Origin of the sequence: Corallococcus interemptor, assembly GCF_003668875.1 — a bacterium.
Lineage (GTDB): Bacteria > Myxococcota > Myxococcia > Myxococcales > Myxococcaceae > Corallococcus > Corallococcus interemptor.
In genome coordinates this window covers 71,353-93,913 of sequence record NZ_RAWM01000001.1, presented here as the reverse complement: position 1 = coordinate 93,913, position 22,561 = coordinate 71,353, and the positions used below count along the sequence as shown (strand labels likewise).

The window sequence follows — 22,561 nt, the reverse complement described above, 5'->3', positions numbered from 1 at the left end:
CGCCTTCAAGCCGGGGACATTTTGATTGAAACCGCTGGTGGGTCCAAGGGGCGACCTACAGGGCGGACAATGCTTGTGACCGACGACCTGTTGAAATGCATTGGCCTCCCGGCCGTGTGCGCGAGCTTCGCCAGATTCCTTCGACCTGACCCGGTCAAGGTCGTTCCAGAATACCTCTTCTGGTGGCTCCAGGAGATGTACCTGACCGGCCACATGGAGCAACACCAAGTGCAGCACACTGGGATAGCTCGGTTTCAATACACCCGCTTTGCCGAGAGAATGTGGGTTCCTCTACCGCCACGAAGTCATCAAGTCCTAGTCGCTGATACCCTTCGCCCCTTAGAGCAGCAGATCGTGGTCCTCCATCGTATGAACCAAGCTTTGGAGGATATGGCCCAGGCGCTCTTCCGGTCCTGGTTCGTAGACTTCGAGCCAGTCCAGGCCAAGGCAGAAGGCCGCCATCCTAAAGGAATGGAATCGGAGACGTCTGCATTGTTCCCAAGCAGGCTTGTAAAATCAGAGATGGGTGAGATCCCTGAAGGCTGGAAGGCGCTGCCCCTCGATCAGATTGCGACGTTTCGTAATGGGCTCGCACTGCAGAAGTATCCGCCAGTTGATGACCGCAACCTGCCTGTCATCAAGATCGCTCAGCTTCGGCGCGGTTCTGCGGACGACGCCGACTTAGCGAGCGCGGATGTTCCAGCGGAGTACGTAGTCCGTGACGGCGACATCCTCTTTTCTTGGTCCGGGAGCCTGTTGGTATCGATGTGGGCAGGGGGCGCCGGTGCACTGAACCAGCACCTATTCAAGGTGACCTCCGCAAGTTACCCGAAATGGTTCTACTTTCTCTCGTGCAGGAATCATCTTCCTGAGTTCCAACGAATAGCCCAAGCGAAAGCGACGACGATGGGCCACATCCAGCGACACCATCTAACGGATGCGCTGGTTGCTGTTCCGACCGCACAACTACTGAAGGCGGCCAATCAGCTGTTTGAGCCCCTTCTAGGGCGCTGGCTGTCGAATGCACTAGAGGCACGCACCCTCGCGCAGCTCCGGGACTCGCTCCTTCCCAAGATTCTCTCCGGGGAAATTCAGGTCCGCGACGCGGAAGCGAAACTTGCAGCCCAGGCCTAACCATGAGCCCAAGCCTCACCGAGTCCATCGCTGAAGAGGAGGCGCTCCGCTACTTCAAGGAACTGGGCTACACGGTGCTGGTCGCCCAGAAGAACGACCCTGGTCCAGATCGTGCGAGCCTCGGCGAATCTCTTCTGGAGGCCCGGCTCCGAGATGCTATTGCCAGGTTGAACCACAGCCTGCCCGCGACAGCACGTGATGAGGCCCTCCGGCAAGTGCGGGTACAGGAGCACTTGGCTTTAGTTCAGGAGAACCGCCGCACCCATCGGCTCCTCGTCGACGGTGTCGACGTCGAATACCTCCAGGATGAACGCATCACCGGCGACCGGGTTCGGCTGATCGACTTTGACATCCCAGAGAACAATGACTGGCTGGTGGTCAGCCAGTTCACGGTGATCGAGGCCGGCCACAACCGCCGCCCTGATCTAACGGTATTCCTCAACGGACTTCCCGTCGCGGTCATCGAGCTGAAGAACGCTGCCGACGAGGACGCCACCATCTGGACGGCCTTCCACCAGCTGCAGACATACAAGAAGGACATCCCGTCGCTGTTCCGCTTCAACGAGTTCCTGGTCGTCAGCGACGGTCTCGAAGCTCGACTCGGCTCTCTGACGGCGAACCGGGAGCGGTTCTCACCGTGGCGGACGCTCGAAGGCGAAGACCTCGCCCCGACGACGATGCTCGGTTTGGAGGTCCTCATCCGAGGCGTCTTCGAGCAGCGGCGGCTCCTAGACTTCATCCGGCACTTCGTCGCATTCGAGGAGGACGGCGCCGAAATCATCAAGAAGCTCGCTGGCTACCACCAGTTCCATGCCGTCCAGCGGGCTGTCGAAGCGACCGTGCAGGCAATCCGCCCCGATGGAGATCGCCGCGTTGGCGTCATCTGGCACACGCAGGGCTCCGGAAAGAGCCTGACGATGGCCTTCTACGCCGGGAAGGTGGTCCTGCATCCGGCCATGGAGAACCCAACCCTTGTCGTACTGACGGACCGGAACGATCTCGACGACCAGCTCTTCGCGACCTTCAGCCGCTGCCACGAGCTGCTCCGACAGAAGCCCGTCCAGGCGCAGGGCCGAGCCGACCTCCGAGAGAAACTGAAAGTCGCCAGCGGCGGCGTGGTCTTCACGACGGTGCAGAAGTTCGCCCCCGAGGAGAAGGGTGACCGCTTCCCGCTGCTCTCGGACCGCCGGAACATCATCGTTGTCGCGGATGAGGCGCACCGCAGCCAGTACGACTTCATCGACGGCTTCGCCCGGCACCTGCGGGACGCGCTACCGCACGCAAGCTTCATCGGCTTTACTGGGACTCCCATCGAGACCACGGACAAGAACACCCGTGCAGTCTTCGGTGAATACGTCAGCGTCTACGACATCCAGCGGGCCGTCGAGGACGGCGCCACGGTGCCCATCTACTACGAGGGCCGGCTCGCCAGGCTGGAGCTGCTGGATTCGGAACGACCGCACATCGACTCCGAGTTCGAGGAGGTCACGGAGGGCGAGGAAGAAGTCCGCCGGGAACGGCTCAAGAGCAAATGGGCCCAACTTGAAGCCATCGTTGGGACGGAGAAGCGGCTCGGGGTCATCGCCAGGGATCTGGTGCAGCACCTGGAGCGGCGCATGGAGGCCATGGACGGCAAGGCCATGGTGGTCTGCATGAGCCGACGGATCTGTGTGGAGCTGTACCGCGAGCTGGTCCGGCTACGGCCCGAGTGGCACAGCGACGACGACGAAAAAGGCGCCATCAAGGTCGTCATGACCGGCTCCGCCTCCGACCCCCTGGAGTGGCAGCCACACATCCGCGGCAAGAGCCGCCGCGAGGCCCTGGCCAAGCGATTCAAGACCCCGAAGGACGAGCTGAAGCTGGTCCTGGTCAGGGACATGTGGCTGACCGGCTTCGACGCGCCCTGCGTCCACACCATGTATGTGGACAAGCCGATGCGCGGCCACGGCCTCATGCAGGCCATTGCCCGGGTGAACCGCGTCTTCAAGAACAAGCCCGGCGGCCTGGTGGTGGACTACCTGGGGCTTGCCGATCAGCTCAAGTCCGCGCTGGCCACGTACACGGAAGCTGGTGGTAAGGGCGGCACAGCCATCGACCAGAACGAGGCCGTGGCGGCGATGCTGGCGCGCTTTGAGGTCTGCCAGGCCATGTTCCACGGGCTCGACTACCGACAGGCGGTCGGCGACCCGAAGCGGCTTCTGAACTTCCTGCCAACGGCGCAAGAGCACATCCTGACGCAGGAGGAGGGCAAGGACCGCTTCGTCCAGACAGTCACGGAGCTGAGCCGGGCCTTCGCACTCGCGGTGCCGCATGAGGATGCGCTGAAGGTCCGGGACGAAGTGGCCTTCTTCCAGGCTGTGAAGGCGGCGCTCGTCAAACGGACGGCCGTAGATTCACGCCCCGAAGAGGACCTCGATCAAGCCATCCGGCAGATCGTCAGCCGGGCGGTTGCTGCCAGCGAGGAGGTCATCGACATCTTCGCTGCTGCCGGCCTGAAGAAGCCGGATATCAGCATCCTCTCAGACGAGTTCCTTGCTGAGGTCCGGGGGCTGCCGCAGCGGAACGTCGCACTGGAGCTGCTTCGCAAACTCCTCAACGATGAGCTGAAGCGCCGGTCGAGGACGAACCTGGTCCAGTCGCGAACCTTCTCGGAGATGCTGGAGCGCGCCGTCCGGTCGTACCGGAATCGGGCCATCGAGACCGCGCAGGTCATCGAGGAGTTGATCAAGCTCGCCGAGGAGATGCGCGAGGCGCAGGCCCGGGGAGAGAAGCTCGGACTCTCGGATGATGAACTGGCCTTCTACGAGGCGCTTGGCCTGAACAATGCCGCGCTCCAATTCATGGGCGAGCCGGTGTTGAAGGCCATGGCCCGGGAGTTGACGGAAATCATCCGCAGAAACGTGACCATCGACTGGACGCAGCGGGAGGCGGCTCGGGCGAAGCTCAGAACCCTCGTGAAGCGGTTGCTCCGCAAGTACAAGTACCCGCCGGACCGGCAGGATGCAGCAACGCAGACGGTGATGGAACAGGCCGAGCGGCTCTGCGAAACCTGGGCCGAGGATGGGCTACTGGAGGCGTCGGCAACTCCGCCCCCGGGCGCCTCTGCCAGTGTGATTCACCTACCGTCGCAGGTGTATCAACACGAGCCAGCGAAGCCACTGATGGCCGCTGAGCCTGACCCGAAACTGGATGTCCCACCGAAGCCCCGCCGCCGTCATTAGCTGGTGGGCCCCATCCAGCAGCAACGCACAGCACGCGGAGCTGTGGTGCGTCGCGTGATCAGGATGTGCCATTCCTGACCTGTATCTCCCTGCCTTGGTGGAAAGGCTGTGGTCATGCGTTCCAGAGCTTGCATCGCGCTTGTGCTCTTTCTTTCTGCGTGTGCTTCGTCGACGCCCTCTCCCAACGAGCGGGGAACGCGGAGCCAGCGACTTGCCAATCTCCAGCGCGCGGCGACGCTGCCGTGGACGGACGGGGGACGGTGCGTCGTCCGTGAGGCGTCGCAGCCTTGGCCCGCGCTGGTGGAGAGGTGCTATCGGACCCTCGACCATGACCGGCTCGAGTTCCACGACACCACGGGAAGATGCACGGTCGCCTCCGCTGACGCCGCGTCCGTGGGGCTTGGGTTCTGCGTACTGGCGGCTCCTGAGATTGCAGTCGGGGCCGTGATCGTGCTTGGCGTGGTGGTGCTCGGCGTCGCCATCAAGGAGGCGCTGGACGCGTATGAACTGCGGCACGCCTACCCCGAGGAAGCTGCGGGCTCACGAGGAACAGAGGTGGCCTCCAGGGAAGTTGAAGTGCAACGCAAGCCCAGGTTGAAGCCCGAGCCAACGGGGCAGGACTGGTTTCCCCCGGTGCCGCCCGAATCGCCGGAGCGCGAGCGCAGCCATGAGTGCAGGCCCGTCCCCGTGCCGCATCGTGGTGGCAATGACCCGCACAACGACTGCGCCGACCTCCTTCCACAGAACAGCTTCCCCGGCTGGGACGTGCTTGTTAATGGCAAGCAGTTTGACGCGCTGGTGCTCGTTACGCGGACGCTATGGGACGTCAAGACCGATGAATTCGACAAGCACAACCTGCACTCCCAGCAGTTTTTTGCCCGAGTGAAGTTGCCGGAGCTGCAACGGGAGAAAAGGCTTGCAGAGGCTTGTGGATACAGATTTTTCGTTGGCGTCCGAAGTGCCGCCCATAAGGCTGCCCTTAAACGGCTGGATCCCAACCTTGACGTCGTCGTGATGGACTGGTGCCAATAATGGCGATTTTCCCCAATGAACTCGGCATCACTGTTTATGCGCCTACGCTTGAAGGCGATGACAAGCGCCCCCTCGCTATTGTTCATGGCATGGAAAACGCGCTTCGCGGTCTGCGGCTGGACTGGACGTATTCCGAAAAGGAAGAGCTTATTGCGTTGCATCATCGCGATGAGTGGATTTTAGCAGACAGGACTGACAACGGGTTCCCGTTCATTTGCAACGAGGACAGAGACCGCCCAGTGACGATTACTGGCTGGGAGAACCCGAACGGGCTCGCGGCAGGGGGATCGCCGCATTTGGAAGTTCATGGCTCACTGCACCTGGACGCCACCACCATTTCAGCAGCAGCGGGTGTTTTGGCTGCCATTGGCGAAGGCGCTCGCGGATTCTGGGGTCAGGCAACGCCGTTCAATGCGGCGGTGGAGATCGCCGAACAGACGGCGCCAACATTGGCCGGGCCACCTTCCCCCTCCCGAGGCCTGCCAGCACTCAAGCTTTCGAGGGACATTCGCTCGCCTGAGATTCCGCATCGTCTGGGGTGGCTGAACTACTGGTCGGCCGCTGCCGCACTCGCAATCGGGTTCCCTGACTTGGCGAGGGACACGGACCTGCTTTCACGGGCGCGGCGCACGGCATCAGGCGGCTGGGTCGTGCAGCTCACCGACGCGCCGCTCGACCTGGACAACCCCGCCCATCTGGACACGCTCAAGCGGACCTACGAGCGGTTCCCCGAGATCGGCGGACGTGCAGCGCCTTGACCCGATTCAGGAGCCCGGTGCGCACTCCGGCCTTAGGAAGGAGCCCCACTGCGCGTGCATCGGCGATGGCGGCCTTCCCAGCCGGGAGGTCATGCACCAATGCTCCAACCGTTCAGATGGGTCCTCGCGCTCGCGCTCGTGTGGGGCCCTGCTGCGAGGTCTGAGCCGCCACCGGGTGTACGGGGCAGGCGGGAACGTTCCGTCGCAGTTGCCAGCACGTCCGCCGAACCGTTGCCCATCGTCCGCATTGCGGGGAAATCTTCCGCGGCTGGAGTCCCGACTCGAAATGATGTCCTCGCGGCTATTGCACTCCACGCAGGGACATCAGCAGCACCCGGTCCCACGTAGGCTCCACGGACGAGGCCGCCGCCAGCAGCGCGAGCGCGATGCCCGCGGTGCCCTCCAGCAGGCCGGGGCGCTCCGCCCACACCTGAGTGCCCCTGTCATCCCAGGTCAGGTAGGCATAGCCACCAATGCCTTGGCCCGGCTGTCGCTGCCGGAGCGTGATCTCCAACCACCGGCGGGCGGCGGTGGCGAAGACCTCTTCTCCGGTGGCTTGATAGAGCCGGTTGTAGACGTGGAGCAGCCCGGCCGCCCCGTGACACAGCGGCACGTCCGTTACACCCGAGTCCTCCACCGGACTCGAGGCGGCGGCTTGCGCCATCGCCAGCGCATCGGCCTTCCAAGTGGCTTCCCCGACGGCGCGGGCCGCGGTGTGCATCGCAAGCGAGGCGCCGACGTCTCCGTAGCACCAGGCGGGACGAGACGGTGACGGCGCCCGGTCCGGAAGAATGGCGTGCGGAAGCCGCATGCCAGCCTGGGGCAGACGCTGCGCCATCACCCAGTTCCATGCGCCGCGCAGCAACCGCCACGCGTGCTCCACCGCCACCCCCGCCCGCACGGCTCCAGCCAGCACGGGGATGAGGCCCGGCACGCCGTGCGCCACGCCCAGGTCGTACCTCCCGTGGGGCTGCTCCCGCTGCTTCTCCTCGGGGAGCCACTGGGGCTGAGTCTTCCAGGTGAGCCCCTCCGGGCGTTCCTCGGCCAGTTCCGCGAGCCGGGACACCACACCTTCCAGGCAGCGCCGGGCGTCCGCGCGTGGCAACCGCTCCAGCGCGTACACGCCCAGCCCCGCCAGTCCGCTGATGAGGTCGAAGCCCGCCGTCCATGGCGACACGCCGAGACGCCGGGCGAGCACCGCGTCCACGTCCTCCAGTCCGTTGCCTTCCTCCTCCTCACCGCCCCCCGTCAGGTGCTCGACGGCCCAGGCCACGCCCGTCATGCCGGAGTACAGCGTCGCGCCCATGGGACGCGAGGCCACCGCGTCCATCGCTTCGCCCAGGAGTCGCTCGGCCATGACAGCGTCGTGCGCGGAGGCGTGCACGCGGTCCAGCCACGTGAAGAGCAGGGCCAGGCCCGCGGCCCCGCCCGACAACGAGGCGGAGAGAGGGACTCGCCGCGCATGTTCTTCCAGGGACTCCGCCAGCTCGCGCGCCACCCGCAGCGCGTGCTCGCGCGACTCACCTTCCACCAGGGGACGCCATCCCGCCGTGCCGGTCATCCGCCTATCGTATGCGGTCAGCCCCAGCTCGGCAGGGCTCCTTGCCGGTCGCATGCCCCCTGTAGCCGTGCATGCGACCGGAGTTTGTCTCGGAACTTCTGGCGACTCAGACGCAGGTTGACGTCTGGCACCTGGCCGTAGGGCACTCCCGTCCTTCCGTGAGAATCGCGACCATGCCTCCCACCACGCCATCGAGCAATGGAAGGGCATCGCCTTCGATGTTGCGCAACGTCTCGCGGTTGAGGGTGAGCTTGCGCTTCGGTGCAACCTTCTTGGGTTCACTCATACGCTTCCTCCTGGTTCATTCGATGCGTGGGATTGCCACGCCCGGCTGGGTCCCACTGCGTCCCAAGACGCAGGGCAGAGACCCTATACAAAAGGGACCACTCCATTCCAGACACTCTGTCCCCTGACGCAGGGAGCCAGCATCGCAAGGCCCTGTCGTCGTGGAAGGACCGAGGCCGGAAGCCGCTGAGACCCAGCGGTTTCCGGCCTCGGTGTTTTCAGGCGGATAGGAAGAAAGACCCTGCTGTCGCTATGGGAGATGCGCCGTTACGAAGGCCATCGCCCGAGCGATGATTTCGCGGGAGCGCTCGACGTCGTCCAGGACGTCGAAGGTGTGACGGCCTTCCGGGTGGTCGGCGAAGTCAATCTGAACGTCGGCAGCGGCCGCTTCGCGCATGAAGGCGTCAATCGACTGGTTCACCATCGGCGAATCCTGGCCGGCCCGGGCGACGAAGAGGGGCAGCCCCTTGGCCCGTGTCCCCACGAGCGCGGCGGGCGAGTAGGCGGCAGCCTGCTCCAGGAGGACGGGCGGCGCCCCCGGAGGCACGAGGGCCCGGACGTCGAGGAGCGCATAGAACGCAAGCACGCAGCGCACGAAGGTCGGGCGTTCGCGGAGGACCCACGAGAGCTGCGGTCCTGCGCCTGAGAAATACCAGAGCGCGATCCGGGACGGGTCCACGTTCAGCCTGTCCGCGTGGCTCCGGACGTACTCCACCGCCGCGGCGATGTCGCTCTGGGAGCGAGGGTAGTCCTCCGGCGCGTGCAGGCGATGATTGAAGGCCACCCCCACGAACCCGGACGCTGCCGCGAGCGCCGAGTAGGACTGGAAGATGCCCCACTGCTTGGGTGGCACGCCCTCTCGCGGGAGGGGGCCGCCGTGGACGAAGAAGATGGCCGGCACCCGGGCTCCGGATGGGAGGTCGGGCGGCAGCTGCAGGTCCATCAGCAGCTTCTCGTCTCCGTCCACGCGGTAGACTTCGTTGCGCCGCGTTGCCGTGTGGTTCATCCCTTCGACGCGGTAGACGATGGGCTTGCTCAAGTCGATCTCAGCCATTTGGGTCCTCACTCGCGAAACAATCGCGTGAGAGCGCCGGAGGCGTTCGAGAACGGCCGTATACGGCTCGCCGCTCTGCTTCTGGAGCGCACGAGCCCTCTTCTTTTCATTCCGACGGACGGTCATCGCCTGCCTCGACGCGGTGCGAAGCCCCATGCGCTCGCGTTCCGCAGAGGAAGCGATGCGACCTGCTGCACAAAGCCCGAGGAATCGAATCCCCTTCGTCCCAGACCTTCACCAGGCATGGGCTGGTGATGGGACTGCGCGCGAGCAGGCCTCGTGCAGTGAAGGGAACTTGATCTCCCGGCGGGATGTCAAGCCGCGGCGGCTACCCCGTGGACTTCTGGACCGGGGCAGGGCTTGGACGCGGGGGCGTGAGAGGGGGAGGCCGTGTCCCGGTATTCGCCAGCCGCTCGAGAGGACGGAGGAGCGACATGACGCCATGGCCCAACACGGGCAAGGCCACGGAGGGCTGGAGAACCGCCTCCAGCCCCGCGTGCAGGTGCAGGATCCGGTAGAACTGGCGATGGACGTGTGCGTCGGTCGACGTGCGCTCCATCAGCCGCAGGATGTACCAGTGCAGCAAGCCCAGCCCGAAGGGCCGCTTCCCGACGGCCTGCGGATACAGCAGGTCCATGCCCGTGCCCAACAGCCACGGGAGCCGGATGACTTCAGGCAGCCGCTCGCGGAAGCGCTGCGCCAGGCCCGAGAGCTCGCCTCGTTCGGCCTGCTCGCGAAGGCAGGTGTCCAGCAGCTCGGCGCCAAGCCCCGCCACCGACATGCCTTGCCCGTAGAGGGGGTTGAAGGCACACGCGGCGTCTCCCAGGATGACCAGTCCCTCGGGAAAGCGGGGCAGCTTCTCGTAGTGCCGCCACCGGCAGTCCTTCACCTTGTGCTGGGAGATGGGCCCTATCGGCGTGGCCTCTTTCAAATAGTTGTACAGGTCCGGACGCGTCAGTGAGCGCGCGTACTCGCGGAACCCCGCGTACTCGGTGGGCGCGTGCTCCCCGAAATAGCCATTGAGGGTGACGAGCCACCGGCCTCCCTCGACGTGTGAGATGAAACCCGCGCGCCAGGCCCTGGGAGGACTGGGATAGAGGAAGAGCGCCTTCCATTCCTTCTGGAAGTGCGGCGGCGGCTCGTGCAGGCACGTCGTGTAGGAAAGGTCCACGATGACCTGCTCCTCCTCCGGGCGCGCGTAGCCAATGGCTTCCAACCACTGAGGCATCCGCGAGCCCCGGCCACTGGCATCCACGACGAGGTCCGTCTCCCACGACTCCTCGCCCTGGGGTGTCTTGACCCGGACGCCCGTGATGCGCCCCGTGCCCTTCTCGTCGCGGATGAGCCCTTCGATGGAGCAGCCCTCGCGCACCGCGACGTTGGGCCGCGCCTTCACCCGGCGCAGGACGTTCCACTCGAGCAGGGGCCGGGTGCACAGCAGCCCGGGGATGCCGCTGGTGTGGCGCAGCTTCCACACCCCGAAGTGGTGCCAGGCGAGGTCTCCACTCGAGTCGATGAACTCGGCGCCCTGGACCTGGAGTTGCTCGAACAGGTCCGGGAAGTACGTGTCGAGGATGCGCCGGCCCGTGTCCAACAGCACGTGGATGTGCGGCCCTTGCGGAACACCTTTGCGCGCGGCGGGCCCCTCCCCCCGGACATCCCGCTCCACCAGCGTCACCTTGTCGAAGTGGTCCGCGAGCACCCGCGCGCTCAGGAGCCCCGCCATGCTGCCGCCGATGACCACGGCGCTTCCGAATCTGCGTCCAGGGGTTTCCAAGTCCCAAGCCTCCAAGGTTTCATGACCGTCAGGGAGATTGCACATCACCGGTCTGACATGCCGGAGAAGGTTTGATTTCGATTGGCGTCAGACACCCCTGCGATGCTCGCGAGCTCCCCCCGCAGGAGCACCGCATGTCCCTGTCGTCTTGGAAGGCATTGGTTGTTGTTCCCCTGTTTCTCTGTTTCGCGTGCAGCCCCGAAGTCGAGCCCGTGGAGACGGAGGCACCCGCCGTCGAGGCGTCCCAGTCCTCCGCGCTCACCGTGTATCCCGCTGGCTCCCTGCTGACGGCGCGTTATCAACACACCGCCACGCTGCTCTCCAATGGCAAGGTGCTGGTGGTGGGCGGCGGGACTCCCACGGAGACCGCGACCACGGAGCTGTATGACCCGGCCACCGCCACGTCGAGCGCCGGTCCCTCGCTGAGCTTCGCGCGCCGCTCGCATACCGCCACGCTGTTGCAGGACGGCAGCGTGCTCATCGTGGCCGGCATCGGGCCGAGCGGCATCCTGTCCTCGGTCGAGCGCTATCAGCCCTCCACGAACACCTGGTCCACCGTGGCCCCCCTGCCCCGCCTCAGCTACGGACACAGCGCCACGCTGCTCTCGGACGGGCGGGTGCTGGTGGTGGGCGGCGTGGGCGGTGCGTCGGGCGGCACGTCGGCGCACCTCTACGATCCGGTCGCGAACACCTGGACCGCCACGGGCTCGCTCCCCTCCGCGATGGGCTTCCACTCCGCGGTGCGGCTCGCGGATGGGCGCGTGCTCCTTTCGGGCGGCGGCTCCACCACCAGCCTCGCCCAGCTCTGGACGCCCTCCACGGGCACCTGGACGGTCGTGGCGTCGATGAACCAAGCCCGCGGTGACCACACCCTCCACCTGCTCTCCAACGGGAAGGCGCTCGCCGTCGGCACCGAGCAGATGACGGAGGCGTACGACCCGGCCACCAACGTCTGGACGAACACCGGGAACACGGCGGTCCAGCACTTCTCCGCGCCGTCCGTCATGCGCCCCAACGGCACCATCGTCCTGGCAGGTGGCTCCTACAACAACACCACGGTGGAGCTGTACACGCCCTCCACCGGCGCCTGGGGCACGGTGGGGTCGCTCGCGCAGTCGCGCAGGAACCATCCCACTGTCGCGCTGCCGGACGGCCGCGTCCTGTTCCTGGGAGGAACGGGCACCAGCAGCACGGGCTCGATGGTGCCGCTGGCCAGCATCGAGAAGTTCGACCTGTCCCCTCCGCCGTGCACGCCGACGACGTGCGCCGCGCAGGGCAAGAACTGCGGCACCCTCTCCAACGGCTGTGGCGGCACGCTGAGCTGCGGCACCTGTGGCTCGGGGCTGACGTGCACCAACAACGTCTGTGGAACGGGCGCTCCCTCCTCCTGCGCCCATGACGTGTGCACGTCTGGCACCGCGCTGAGCAACAGCTGCGGCACCTGCGCGAACAAGGTGTGCACGATCGATCCGTTCTGCTGCAACTCGGCCTGGGACAGCATCTGTGTCAGCGAGGCCAACAGCAACTGCGTCATCACGCAGCCCGGCTGCGTCGCGCAGTAGCCACGGGGCCCGACGCGTCCGGCCCACTTACGGATGCGTAGGGCCGCTTCACCCCGGGCCTGGAGCCACTGGCGGCACGGCGATGTCCCGTGCCCGCCAACCCCGGTACTGCTCCGAAGCGGATGGTCAATGACATCCCAGACAGCAGCAGCTTCACCTCGGGCTCGTCCTTCACCTCGTGCGGCACGACCTGCCATTCGCCGTACCGGGTCACCAGCACGTACGGCTCCTACAACTGCAGCAAGACCCTTCCGTACCTGAGCGGCAACAACACCGTCATCTGCACCCTGTGATCGACCGCGTGCGAAGGTGAGCTGACCTTCGTGGGGCGGCCACGCCTAGCATTGAAGTCCGCCATCCCCTCCCCCGCGCGTCAATGCCTTCCTCCGCGGGAACCCTGGCGCTGCTGGGCTGGGCGCTGTCGCTGGGGCTCGCCCTGGTCCTGCTGCGGCCGGGCCTGGAGACGGGCCCGTTGGTCTCCTCCGACTCCGCCATCCCGGTGTTGATGGCACGGGCAGCCCGGGTGGACCTCTTCCACGCGTACTACCTGGGACAGGACCGCTTCGGGGCATGGCCCTTCCTTCTCGCGCGGCTCGTGGGCGGACAGGACTGGTCCGCCGAGGAACTCCAGGCGCTGAGTATAGGTATGAGTGTTCGGGTAGCGGATGCAGCCCCTCCAGCTACACGGAGACGCAGAGCTGCGGCGGGGCCCCCGTCAACTGCCCCGGACCCCAGTACGGCGCCTGGAGCAGCTGCATCCGCAGCACCACCTGTGGCCCAGGCTACCAGGTCCGCGACGTCACCACCTACAGCTTAAGCGGAGGGGATGCCAGCCCAGTACCTGTCAGGACTACGCGGAGTGCCCGGGCAACCCCTGCCCCTTCGGCAGAGAGTGCGGCTGCGGTGGTGATGCCTACCTCAGTCCCTTCGAGTTCTGCCCGTAACGAGGCCTGAATCGTCCCACGTGGGCCTCGTGACGCGTTGTCGTCAGGAGGCCCCGTCGCTTGATTTCGCCACCCCGCCAGTAGAGCATTTCCTCGTGGCGCGTCTGTCGTCAGCTCCCAGGAATCTGAATGTACAACTTGCTCGTGGTCGCTCTTGCGGGTGAATGGGATTCGCCCTCAAGGACCTATACATGCGAACGAAGTCGCTTTCTTGAATACACGGAAGAGTACATCAGCGCTCAGTTCAAGAAACTCGATCCCGAGGCAGTCGCCAAGCTGTGTTCGTATCCGACGCTCTTTGCATACGAGGAGAAGGTCGACCTTCCCGCGAGGCTTGGCCGAATCACGAGGATCGCCGCCAGTCCCGGTGGAGTTACTTTCACATACCAGATCGACCCACAGGCCCCTTCTCTCAGTCGTGATGACCTGGTGGAAAACAGGGTCGGACTGGGAATCGGGCACGCCTTTGAGTTGAACCGTACCCATTGGGCCGTCAAGGACGTTGACCTCCTGGCGGCCATGCAGATCGTCCCCGCTCACCTGCGGCATCTGAACCTTATTCCCAATGCCAATTCGCTGGCGCTTGCGGCTGCCCGCTCCATTCTTGACGCCGCGATGCCATTCAACGTGAACATTGGGGGAGTGGAGATCCAGATCACTCCGACCCGAATGTTCAACGGCCCCTGGCCCGGCAACGTCTGGGGACTCGATGAGAAACGCGACGGGCCCTGGCCCCAGTCTCTTCTCCTCGACTGTGACTGGTCGACAGGTCACACTCAAATCTTCGTGGTGGCTCGACTGGCTGCGGGAACGCCATACGGAGGGCTGGTTTCAATCCTGTTCAGCATTCCCGGCACCTCTCAGCAACTGGTATGGGTGAACGTGGCCGCCCACTTGCGGGAAGGTGTTGGCTCCGAGGTCGAATACTCCGCCCTCGCCAGTCTCATCAATCGCATCCCGGACGATCCCCAGGAGCAGCAGCGCCGGCTGTGGCGTATCAGCACCATCAAGGCCCTGTTTCGGGACTCTGGATTGCCTCGTGCCTCGGAGTCGAGCCTCGATGCATTTAGGATCCAGCTGCCCGGCGGGCAGATCGTGCCCTCACCCGACGTCGTCTTCCGTCGGCTCGCCCATCTGGCCCTCCTCAAGTTGCCGTTCCTCGCGAAGAACCTGCCTGACGTAATTGAAGGCCAGCCCTACCTCGACCCTGAGAGCCCTCGTTGGGTGCCACTGGGGATGCCTGGCGACATAACGGTCGTGGACGAAGCACCGCCGGAACTGGCGGGAGAGGACGTCGGGCCTGAAGGCCCCGTCTCTCCCCTGCCAGCCGATCCGCAGCGCTGGTTGGATTCCGGGCTCGACCTGCAACTGGTGCACCTCCAGACGTTGATCCAGAAGCACCAACTGCGGGTTCCGGAGTCACTGGTCGCCCAGCTTTGCGCCGCGCTTCGCTCCGGAAAGCACCTGCTGCTGGTGGGGCCTCCCGGCACCGGCAAGACGGAGCTCGCGACGGCGGTCGTGGAGAGCGCCCGGGACGCGGGCTATTGCCATGGGGCCTTCGTGGCCACGGCCTCCGCGGACTGGAGCACATTCGACACCATCGGTGGCTACGCGATGGGCAAGGACGGCCAATTCGCATTCAGGCCGGGTGTGTTCCTGCGCGCGCTCGATCAGCGGAAGTGGCTCCTCCTGGATGAAATCAACCGCGCGGACATCGACCGGTCCTTCGGGGAGCTGATGACCGTCCTGTCGGGTGGGCGGACGGATACGCCCTTCACGCAGCCGAACGGTCTCACCATCTCCATTGGCCCAGGGGAGGGCGACTCCCACAGGATGCCTCCCACCTTCCGCGTCCTCGCGACCATGAACACCTGGGACAAGACGTCGTTGTTCCGCCTGTCCTATGCCGTTCAGCGCCGCTTCGCGGTCGTGTTCATGGGGCCGCCCCCCGACAGCGTCTATGCCCAGCTCCTGGATGACCATGCCGGATCGGAAGGCACCGCCCTCCCACCGCTTCCGGCCGAAGCCCTCGAGCGAATGAAGCGCCTCTTCCGCGTCGCGGGGTTGCTCACCCAGCGCGCGCTGGGGCCCGCCGTCGCCATCGACATGGTCCGCTACCAACGGCACCGTGACGCAGCGGGGACTGGCTTCGCGGAGGCCCTTGCCCTCTTCCTGCTGCCGCAGCTGGAAGGCCTCGACACCGACAAGGCCCTCGAGGTCTTCCGCCTCCTTCACGAGAACACCCGGGACTGGGCTCCGCCTGATGCCCTCGCGGAGCTCCGCGCTCGGTTCCAGGACCTGTTCCCGTCCGCGACCCTTCCTCCGGCATGAGCACCTGGGAAGAGGAGCTGAAGAAGTACTTTCCGGGATACCTGCTTCCCTCGGCGGGACATCATGCCCTTACGCGGGAGGCCGCCTCACGGTTCCTCGACCGGATCACGGGCAAGAGCGACACACTGAAGCTCCTGCTCGCCGCGAGCGCGCTCGCTCCCGTCGCAAAGGAGGTGCGCGAGTTCTCCAGGGAGCTTCCCGCTGTGGCGCGCGTCCTCCCTTCGCGCACGGAGATGGAGCAGGTGGATAGTGCCGGTCAGATCCGGGGGCGCCTGGATGTGCCCGGGACGTTCCGGAAGAACCTAGCGGGAGGTCCACCGCGCATCGTCTCCCGTATCCGCACGCGTGACTTCGACCTGCCCGAGAACGCCCTGCTCGTCGACGTGGCCCGCCGGTTGACGCAGGTCCTGGCGCGGCTGGAGGACAGCGGTGCATTCGCTAAGGACACGAAACGGGGCTGGGCCCAAGGCTTTCGGGGGTCTTCCGACCGGATCCGGCACACCCTGGATTCGAGCTTGCTACGGGAGGTCTCGCCGCAGTCCATCGAAGCCCGGCATGAACAGGCCGCACGAACGGCGCTCCATCCCGCCTACAAGCTCGCGCTCCGGCTCCACGAGTCCATGAAGGACATCGAATCGAGCGCGTCCGTTGATCTCCACGGCCTAGTGGCGGCGGGGGCACTTCTTCCCCTGGAGGAATCGGTTCGCTTCGAGCTCGCGGTCCTGATCCGGCTGGGCCGTGAGATTGAAGCGGCACTGGGCCCGGAGAACCTCACGGTCAGTCGCGCGTTGATCGAGAAGGACCGCAGTCACGTCTTCGAGTTCTCCGCCAACGGCAACAGCCTCCGCATCCACTACAACCACGCGATCTTCAATGAATTGGGGGCCCGGGATCGGGGCATCCAGCACTACTTCGGAGAGCAGGGGCGCTTCCGCCCGGACATCACGCTGGAGCTGCTGCGCGCTGGCCAGCGCGTCCGAGCCGTGATTGTCGAGGTGAAGTACTCGGACAAGATGGACTATCTCAAGCAGGGCTATCAGCAGGCGCTGCTCTACCGCGCGGAGTACGCTAAAGACCTGTCCGGCTGGCCCAAGGCCATCCTCGTGGTGTCGAGTGAAGGTGCCATCGTCGGCGCTCCTCGGCGCGAGGACGACGTCGTCGCGGTGGGCTGGAGCCAGTGGGTCCCGAGGGCCGTCCTGGAGGGACTGATCGACGGCTTTGCCAATCCGAACCCTTGAGCAAGCCCCTCCCACTCACGGCGCGGCTCTCTGGGGCTGAGCGAAGGACATCCCATTGCCCACCTGACTGACTTCAATCCCATTGAGCTGTGATGGAGGGGCGCCGGGGGACGGCGAAGTCGCTGACGTCGGGCACAGGCCACTCCAGCAAGGCTTGCGTTCCGGTCCGCGCCTCGAAGCGACGGGTGAATTCCTTCAGTGGCTCCGCGGTGAACTGCTCGCGGGGAAATCCCCGTCGCATGGATGGCTCGCTCGATGGCCTCGGGGACGCCCTCCACTTCGGCGAGCAGGTCCATGCATGGCAACTGCTTGAATCGAAGGGTGGCATTGCCGAGCACGTGCCAGGCGACCTCCCTCGCGATGCACTCGCTCTTCGCGAAGCCCGTGCGCTCGAGAATCTCCTGCAGCGTCGCTTCATCCTCCACGCGGGTGTTCAACTCCTCTCGGAATATAGGAAGGATGGAATGCCTGTTGAGGGGTGGCGTGCTGGAGCGCCGGGGCCGAGGAGGGCTGCTGACAGGGGCCGCCCGAGCAGCGCACCCGGTCGGTTGAGAAGCCGCTTGAGCCCCTTGAGGGACACGCCTGCCCAGCTCGCCCTCCCATGAGGTGCGCGGCAGAAGCCTGGGCCTGTTGGCGCTGGGGCTGCGTAAGCCTCAACACACTGCGGCCTGGGGTGGCCCTCACGCCGGGGCCAGGCTCGCACCGGCCGCAGCAATCCCAGGTACTCCAAAATCGCTCGCACCCCTGCGGCTTGCTTCACGTATGCCAAGACCCGCCGCCTGCCTCCACACCTCACACAGACGAACATGTCGAAGTCGAACGTCCTCCTGAGCAACCCCTCCCAGTCCACTCGCGGCCTCCTCCTCTTCTGCTTGGGGGACCAAAAATGGCCGCAGTTGCGCGCCTGGAGCGAAGACGCCGTGGAACCTCGTGAGGTTTGTCCGAGGCGCAGGCGCCAGCGACGCCACACGCCGTAAAAGTCCCAGCCCGGCAAAGAGCGGGCGCGTGGTGCCGTCCGGCAGCGGGCGCTTCATCCGCCAGGCGATGCAGCCATCCTGCACTCGTGACAACCGCTCCAGCCCCAGCGCGCCCCGTAGCGGCATCGCCGCTCCAGGCCCTGCCTGCTGCGGGGTGCCGTCCTCCTCCTGAACGCCGGGGAACGGCGCTGAGAGGGGTCTCCCAGGGCAACAGGATTCACCGGAGAATGAACGCCCAGGGTGCTCTCCCTGCACCCTGGGCCATCCACTCGCCCGGTCGGGACTACGCCTTCCGGAGCCCCAGGACTTCGCCATAACCGCCGGGGATGAAGAACTCGTGCGCCTCCATGCCCAGGATGCGCAGCGCGGTCGTCACCGCGTCCGCGGAGCGGGGCACGCGCTTCGAGGCCTGGCCGTTCTCCTCGATGATGTCCACCGGGACTCCGAGCCCTCGCGTCGTGTACGAGCCCACCTGCCGGTTCCCCGCCACGTTCCCGCCCGCGAAGCAGATGGACGTGTAGGGGTGGTGATCGTCCGGCAGGTAGTAGCTGCCGTCGCTGCTCCGCGAGGCCCAGCTCCGGCCGAACTCGCTCATCACCAGCACGAGCGTGTCGTCGAGCAGCGTCTTGCCGGGCTTGCCGGGCGCGGGCGCGGCCTTGAGCTCGCCGAGGAAGCGCGCGACGTTGTCCATCATCCCGCGGCCGTGCGCGCAGCTGTAGCCATGGCCCAGGCCGCTGTGCGTGTCGAAGTCCTGCTGCAGCGAGACGTGCACCGAGGTGCAGAGGTCCGCCTTGAGCAGGCGCAGCGCCATGTCCATGCGCGCGTCGAGCCCCGTGAGGTGGAAGTTCGCGAGGCCGAAGGAGTACGTGAACGACTGGTTGGACAGGTAGCTCGACAGGTACGCGGGGCGGTTCGAGGTCATCATCTCGATGCCCTGGGTCTTCTCCAGCACGGACACGACGTCCGTCGCAAGCACGCGCGACACCGACGACAGCGAGCCGTGCAGCCCCTCCAGGTAGTTGTCCACCTTCGCCGTCGAGCGGCCCAGGAGCTGCTGGGCGCGCGTCAGCGAGAAGCGCTCGATGGCCGTCGTCTTCAGGTTGCCCCCGGTGGGCTTCCCGCGCGCGTCCAGCTCGGGCGCCTCGGTGCGCGCGTCGAGCCCCGTCCACCACGCGTTGTCCGAGGGCTTCGCCGAGAGCATCGGCTTGAGCGCCTCGATGGATGGCACGCGCAGGGGCGAGGCGTGGGAGGGCAGCCCCATGCCCACCGGCATGCCGCGCTCTCCGGTGACGACGACGAAGGGCAGCGGCCGGCTCTCGCGGTACTTCTCGTACAGGTGGTTCGCGATGACCGAGTGCACGGCGGGCGCCCGGTAGTCCGCGCCCGCGACACCGCACATCGCGGAGATGAACGCGCTCGAGTGGTCGTTGGTGCCCTGGTCGATGCCGTGCAGCACGCTGAGCTGATCCGCCAGCGCGAAGTGCTGGTAGCCGTACATGAGCGGGCTGTAGCTGCCGCGCGCGGCCGGGTCGGCGGGGTTCCACGACTGCCACGTCCGCAGCGGCTTGTAGGAGCCGTTCGGAGGCGCGAGGTTCACCAGCTGGTTCGCCTGGAAGAAGACGGGCTCGCCGCTGTGGTTGGAGGGCGTGGGGACGCAGAGCGGGATGTCCGCGTCCTCCATCGGGGTGAAGTAGTACGCCGGCCGGTAGCCGCCGGGGATGTAGAGCACCACGAGGCGCGAGGGGACGTCGACGTCCGCGGCGTGCGCGGTGCTCGAACCGAGGAGCCCCGCGCGCTCGAGGAGCGCGAGCTGTCCCGCGCCGAGGGCCCACTTGAGCAGGGTGCGACGAGAGGTGTTCGGCATGGTGTCCTCGCTCAGTAGGTGATCCACATCGGGTGACGGATGAGCGCCGCGCAGACGCCAATCCAGGCGAGGCGCGTGTTCTGCGCCTCCAGCGGCAGGTAGACCTGCTCGTACAGCACCTTGGCCTCCGCGTCCGAGGGCGGCTGGCCGAGCATGCGCAGGTAGAGCGAGCCCAGGTTCTTCCGCACCGCGTCCGGGTTGCTCCTGGAGGTGTCGGCGAGCGTCACGTAGCGCAGCACCGCCGGGTTGTTCTTCTTGTCCACGGCGCGCGCGCACCACGCCTGGGACATCTGCACCAGCGTCTGCGCGGCGGACGGACCGAAGCCCACGTCCCGCTTGCGGTACAGGAGCGAATTGCCGCCGCCGAGCGCCTCGAAGCGCTCGACGCTGCGCGAGTCGGAGACGTACTCGCCCGAGATGCCGGGGGCCCAGTCCCCGGGCCAGATGAAGAACTTGCCACCGTTCGCCACGTACGGCTTGTTGCGCCAGTTGGGGTCGGTGGTGCTGACGAAGTCCTCGAGGGTGAGCCCGAGCTGATCCATCAGGCTGAGGATCATCTCCTCGGCGGTGAGCCGGCGGACGCTGAACTCCCCGGCCACGGGGGCCTCCAGTTGCGCGGGCGTGGCCGGCAGGTTGCGAATCCAGTCCTCCACCTGCGCGATGGTCAGCGTGACGCGGCCGCTGCTGACGAGCTCGTTGTACGGCTGCCCGGGCGGCATCTGGGGATAGCTGCCGGGGGCCACGCCGTTCAGCAGCTGGATGAGCATGCTGTTCCCGGGGTCGCCGCGCTTCACGTACTTCTCGTTGTAGACGAGCCCGTTCTCGAAGGCGGTGAGCGAGGCGAAGAAGGGCTTGTTGCCGGTGAGGTGGCAGCCCTGGCACGCGGGCGCGAGCGCGAGACGGATCTCGTCGTTCTTGCTCACGGCCGCGCAGCTGTCGCCGCCCGGGTCCTCCGCGGAGTCACCGGGAGCGTCCCAGATCTTCCCGTCGCAGCTCACGGCGAGGAGCGCGACCGCGGCCAGCGCGGCGCCCCTCAGGGTCGAACGCAACGTGTTCATCACAGGCCCCTCCGCAGCTCGGGCTGTTCGAAGAGGTATCGGAGGAAGGGTTTCAGCTTCCGGTCGCCCGCGACGAACTCCCGCGCGAGCTTGTCGATGAAGCCCTTCTCCGTGGCCGGGTTCAGGTCGCGGCCGATGAACATCGAATACATCTTGCGCGCGACGCAGCGGTCGAACTCGCCGGAGCGCACGACGAGCTTCCCGAAGCCGAGCGGCCCCATGGTGCCGTCGCCGTGCTCGCCGAGCAGCGTGTACGTGTCCGGCATCGTGTCGAGCAGCACCGCCTCGGGGTTGGCCTTCACCTGCTCGGGGGTGACGGGCGTGAGGAGGGTGTTGGGGACGAACGCGTTCTTCCAGCGGTAACCCGGCGAGGTGCCGGTGTACGGGTACTGCCCGGACAGCCACTCCTTGGTGATGCGGTAGCGGCCCACGCCCGGCATGAAGGGCCACGGGACGTAGAAGCTCTGGGCCGGGTTGAAGTCCCAGCGCTTGAAGGAGATGGCCGCGGGGTCGAGCGTCCGGTGGCAGTGCAGGCACGTGCCGCCGGTGCCGGGGTCCACCTCCAGGGGCGGGAAGTGCACGTCCGCGGGCGGTGGCGAGAAGCTCTGGCAGGCGAACATCTCAAGGAAGCGCGCGGCCCGGACGCGCTCGCGCGGGAAGGACGACAGCGAGCCGATCATGGTGAGCACGCCCGCGGTGGGGAGGCCCTGGGGCGCGTCGGTCGTGGTGCGTGGGTCGAAGCGGTAGGTGCGATCGATGCTGCCGGAGCGCGCCCGGTCCGGGGTGAGCGCGAGGTGGAAGGGCTCCAGGTCCTCGACCACGAACTCGCGCCACGCCTGCGGATCATTCGGCGTGGGGTGCAGCGGGTCGCGCGGCGCGTTGTCCGCGTCGGGACGCCACCACGTGGTGTTCTTGTCCAGCGCGCTGTTGCCCATCTGCCGGCCGAAGCGCACGTACAGCGCGCGCAGCCAGTTGGTGCCGACCGAGTAGTTTCCGAGGATGAGGTCCGAGAGCGGCCGGTCATGCCACGCGAGGTGCGCGAAGAGGCGCGCGGGCTCCTCGTAGGGGTGCCGGCGCTGCATGCCGAAGTCGTGGTTGCTGTTGCCCTGGAGGCCGTAGAGCGGGCTGCACCACACCAGGTTCGGGCCGCAGCCGCACGCGGGGGGCAGCATGGGGTCGTAGTAGCCGCCGTTCGCGAGGCCGCAGTCGACCGGCTGGCCCTTGCTGTCGGTGACCTGGGTGACGTCGGAGCCGGCCTTGCCGAGCACGGTGACGGTCGTGCCCGGCGCCCACCAGGGCTCCACCTGGTGCACCTCGGGCACGGCGGGGTTGCCGTCGGCGTCCTGGTCCTGGCACTGCCTGGCCGGGTCCTTCGAATCGCCGAACTCGTGCACGGCGTAGTACGCGCCCGGGTGCGCGGTGTTGGCGGCGCACTTGAAGAGGTGGCCGGACATGTCGCCCTGGTAGGCGTCACCCGCCGCGCCGGTGGTGTATGCGCCCACCGCGAGCCACTCGTGGCCGAAGTTCACCATCCGCTCGTAGAACTTCGGCGAGGTGAGCGCGGCCTCGAGCGTGGAGCGCAGGATGGAGTCCCGCGCCTCGGGCGTGGTCGCGGCCGCCATCGCCTCGTACTGCTCGGCGGTGGGCGTCGTCCCCGTGAGACCGAGGACGAGGCGGCGCAAGACCCGCGTGCCGCTCATCTGATCATTGAGAGGGACGGCGGGGGGAGGTGCGTCGGGGCCACATTGTTGTGCGTGCGCGTCGA

General features: G+C 66.4%; 15 protein-coding genes. 8 read left to right on the top strand and 7 right to left on the bottom strand.

The annotated features are described in order from the left end of the window. The first annotated feature begins 69 nt into the window (after positions 1-69). From D7X96_RS00360 to D7X96_RS00345, 4 genes are all read left to right on the top strand, one after another. The gene (locus D7X96_RS00360; RefSeq protein ID WP_208647247.1) at positions 70-1,134 is read left to right on the top strand and encodes a restriction endonuclease subunit S domain-containing protein; all 1,065 of its coding nucleotides are present in this window, start codon (positions 70-72) and stop codon (positions 1,132-1,134) included. A 2-nt stretch (positions 1,135-1,136) separates the two neighbouring features. Next, positions 1,137-4,355: a type I restriction endonuclease subunit R gene (locus D7X96_RS00355; protein WP_121768710.1), complete on the top strand. Its 3,219-nt coding sequence runs from the start codon at positions 1,137-1,139 to the stop codon at positions 4,353-4,355. Positions 4,356-4,799: 444 nt separating this feature from the next. Next, positions 4,800-5,387, top strand: a complete 588-nt coding sequence (locus D7X96_RS41645; protein ID WP_306449461.1) for a DUF6310 domain-containing protein — start codon at positions 4,800-4,802, stop codon at positions 5,385-5,387. After that, the gene (locus tag D7X96_RS00345; RefSeq protein ID WP_121768708.1) at positions 5,387-6,145 is read left to right on the top strand and encodes a DUF5953 family protein; all 759 of its coding nucleotides are present in this window, start codon (positions 5,387-5,389) and stop codon (positions 6,143-6,145) included. The genes D7X96_RS41645 and D7X96_RS00345 overlap by 1 nt, the downstream gene beginning before the upstream one ends. A 301-nt stretch (positions 6,146-6,446) precedes the next feature. On the opposite strand, the gene D7X96_RS00335 is transcribed toward D7X96_RS00345, so the two are convergent. The 4 genes from D7X96_RS00335 to D7X96_RS00325 form a co-directional block, all read right to left on the bottom strand. Continuing rightward, positions 6,447-7,706, bottom strand: coding sequence for a lanthionine synthetase C family protein (locus D7X96_RS00335; protein WP_158626528.1), 1,260 nt, complete (start codon positions 7,704-7,706; stop codon positions 6,447-6,449). Positions 7,707-7,812: 106 nt separating this feature from the next. Next, the gene (locus D7X96_RS39820; protein ID WP_158626359.1) at positions 7,813-7,992 is read right to left on the bottom strand and encodes a hypothetical protein; all 180 of its coding nucleotides are present in this window, start codon (positions 7,990-7,992) and stop codon (positions 7,813-7,815) included. A 249-nt stretch (positions 7,993-8,241) separates the two neighbouring features. Next, a complete protein-coding gene (locus D7X96_RS00330) occupies positions 8,242-9,045 on the bottom strand; it encodes an alpha/beta hydrolase (protein ID WP_147468194.1) in 804 nt (267 codons plus the stop codon). 328 nt (positions 9,046-9,373) lie between these two features. Further along, positions 9,374-10,822: an FAD-dependent oxidoreductase gene (locus D7X96_RS00325; protein WP_244219398.1), complete on the bottom strand. Its 1,449-nt coding sequence runs from the start codon at positions 10,820-10,822 to the stop codon at positions 9,374-9,376. Between the two features lie 134 nt (positions 10,823-10,956). Here D7X96_RS00325 and D7X96_RS00320 point away from each other — a divergent pair, with 134 nt between their 5' ends. The 4 genes from D7X96_RS00320 to D7X96_RS00310 all read left to right on the top strand — a co-directional run bounded on the left by D7X96_RS00320 (position 10,957) and on the right by D7X96_RS00310 (position 16,897). Then, a complete protein-coding gene (locus D7X96_RS00320) occupies positions 10,957-12,384 on the top strand; it encodes a Kelch repeat-containing protein (RefSeq protein WP_121768703.1) in 1,428 nt (475 codons plus the stop codon). Positions 12,385-12,473: 89 nt separating this feature from the next. Continuing rightward, positions 12,474-12,677 carry a hypothetical protein gene (locus tag D7X96_RS39445; protein ID WP_147468193.1) on the top strand — a complete coding sequence of 68 codons (204 nt, stop codon included), beginning with the start codon at positions 12,474-12,476 and terminating at the stop codon, positions 12,675-12,677. 780 nt (positions 12,678-13,457) lie between these two features. Then, positions 13,458-15,659 carry an AAA family ATPase gene (locus D7X96_RS00315; RefSeq protein WP_121723836.1) on the top strand — a complete coding sequence of 734 codons (2,202 nt, stop codon included), beginning with the start codon at positions 13,458-13,460 and terminating at the stop codon, positions 15,657-15,659. After that, positions 15,656-16,897: a hypothetical protein gene (locus D7X96_RS00310; RefSeq protein WP_121723837.1), complete on the top strand. Its 1,242-nt coding sequence runs from the start codon at positions 15,656-15,658 to the stop codon at positions 16,895-16,897. The genes D7X96_RS00315 and D7X96_RS00310 overlap by 4 nt, the downstream gene beginning before the upstream one ends. 1,260 nt (positions 16,898-18,157) lie before the next feature. Here D7X96_RS00310 and D7X96_RS00295 read toward each other — a convergent pair. From D7X96_RS00295 to D7X96_RS00285, 3 genes are read right to left on the bottom strand one after another with little or no spacing between them, the layout of a single operon-like run. Continuing rightward, positions 18,158-19,738 carry a DUF1501 domain-containing protein gene (locus tag D7X96_RS00295; RefSeq protein WP_199747010.1) on the bottom strand — a complete coding sequence of 527 codons (1,581 nt, stop codon included), beginning with the start codon at positions 19,736-19,738 and terminating at the stop codon, positions 18,158-18,160. Between the two features lie 11 nt (positions 19,739-19,749). Further along, positions 19,750-20,796, bottom strand: coding sequence for a hypothetical protein (locus D7X96_RS00290; RefSeq protein WP_120547169.1), 1,047 nt, complete (start codon positions 20,794-20,796; stop codon positions 19,750-19,752). Continuing rightward, positions 20,796-22,478 carry a hypothetical protein gene (locus tag D7X96_RS00285; RefSeq protein WP_167510779.1) on the bottom strand — a complete coding sequence of 561 codons (1,683 nt, stop codon included), beginning with the start codon at positions 22,476-22,478 and terminating at the stop codon, positions 20,796-20,798. The genes D7X96_RS00290 and D7X96_RS00285 overlap by 1 nt, the downstream gene beginning before the upstream one ends. Positions 22,479-22,561: the final 83 nt, after the last annotated feature.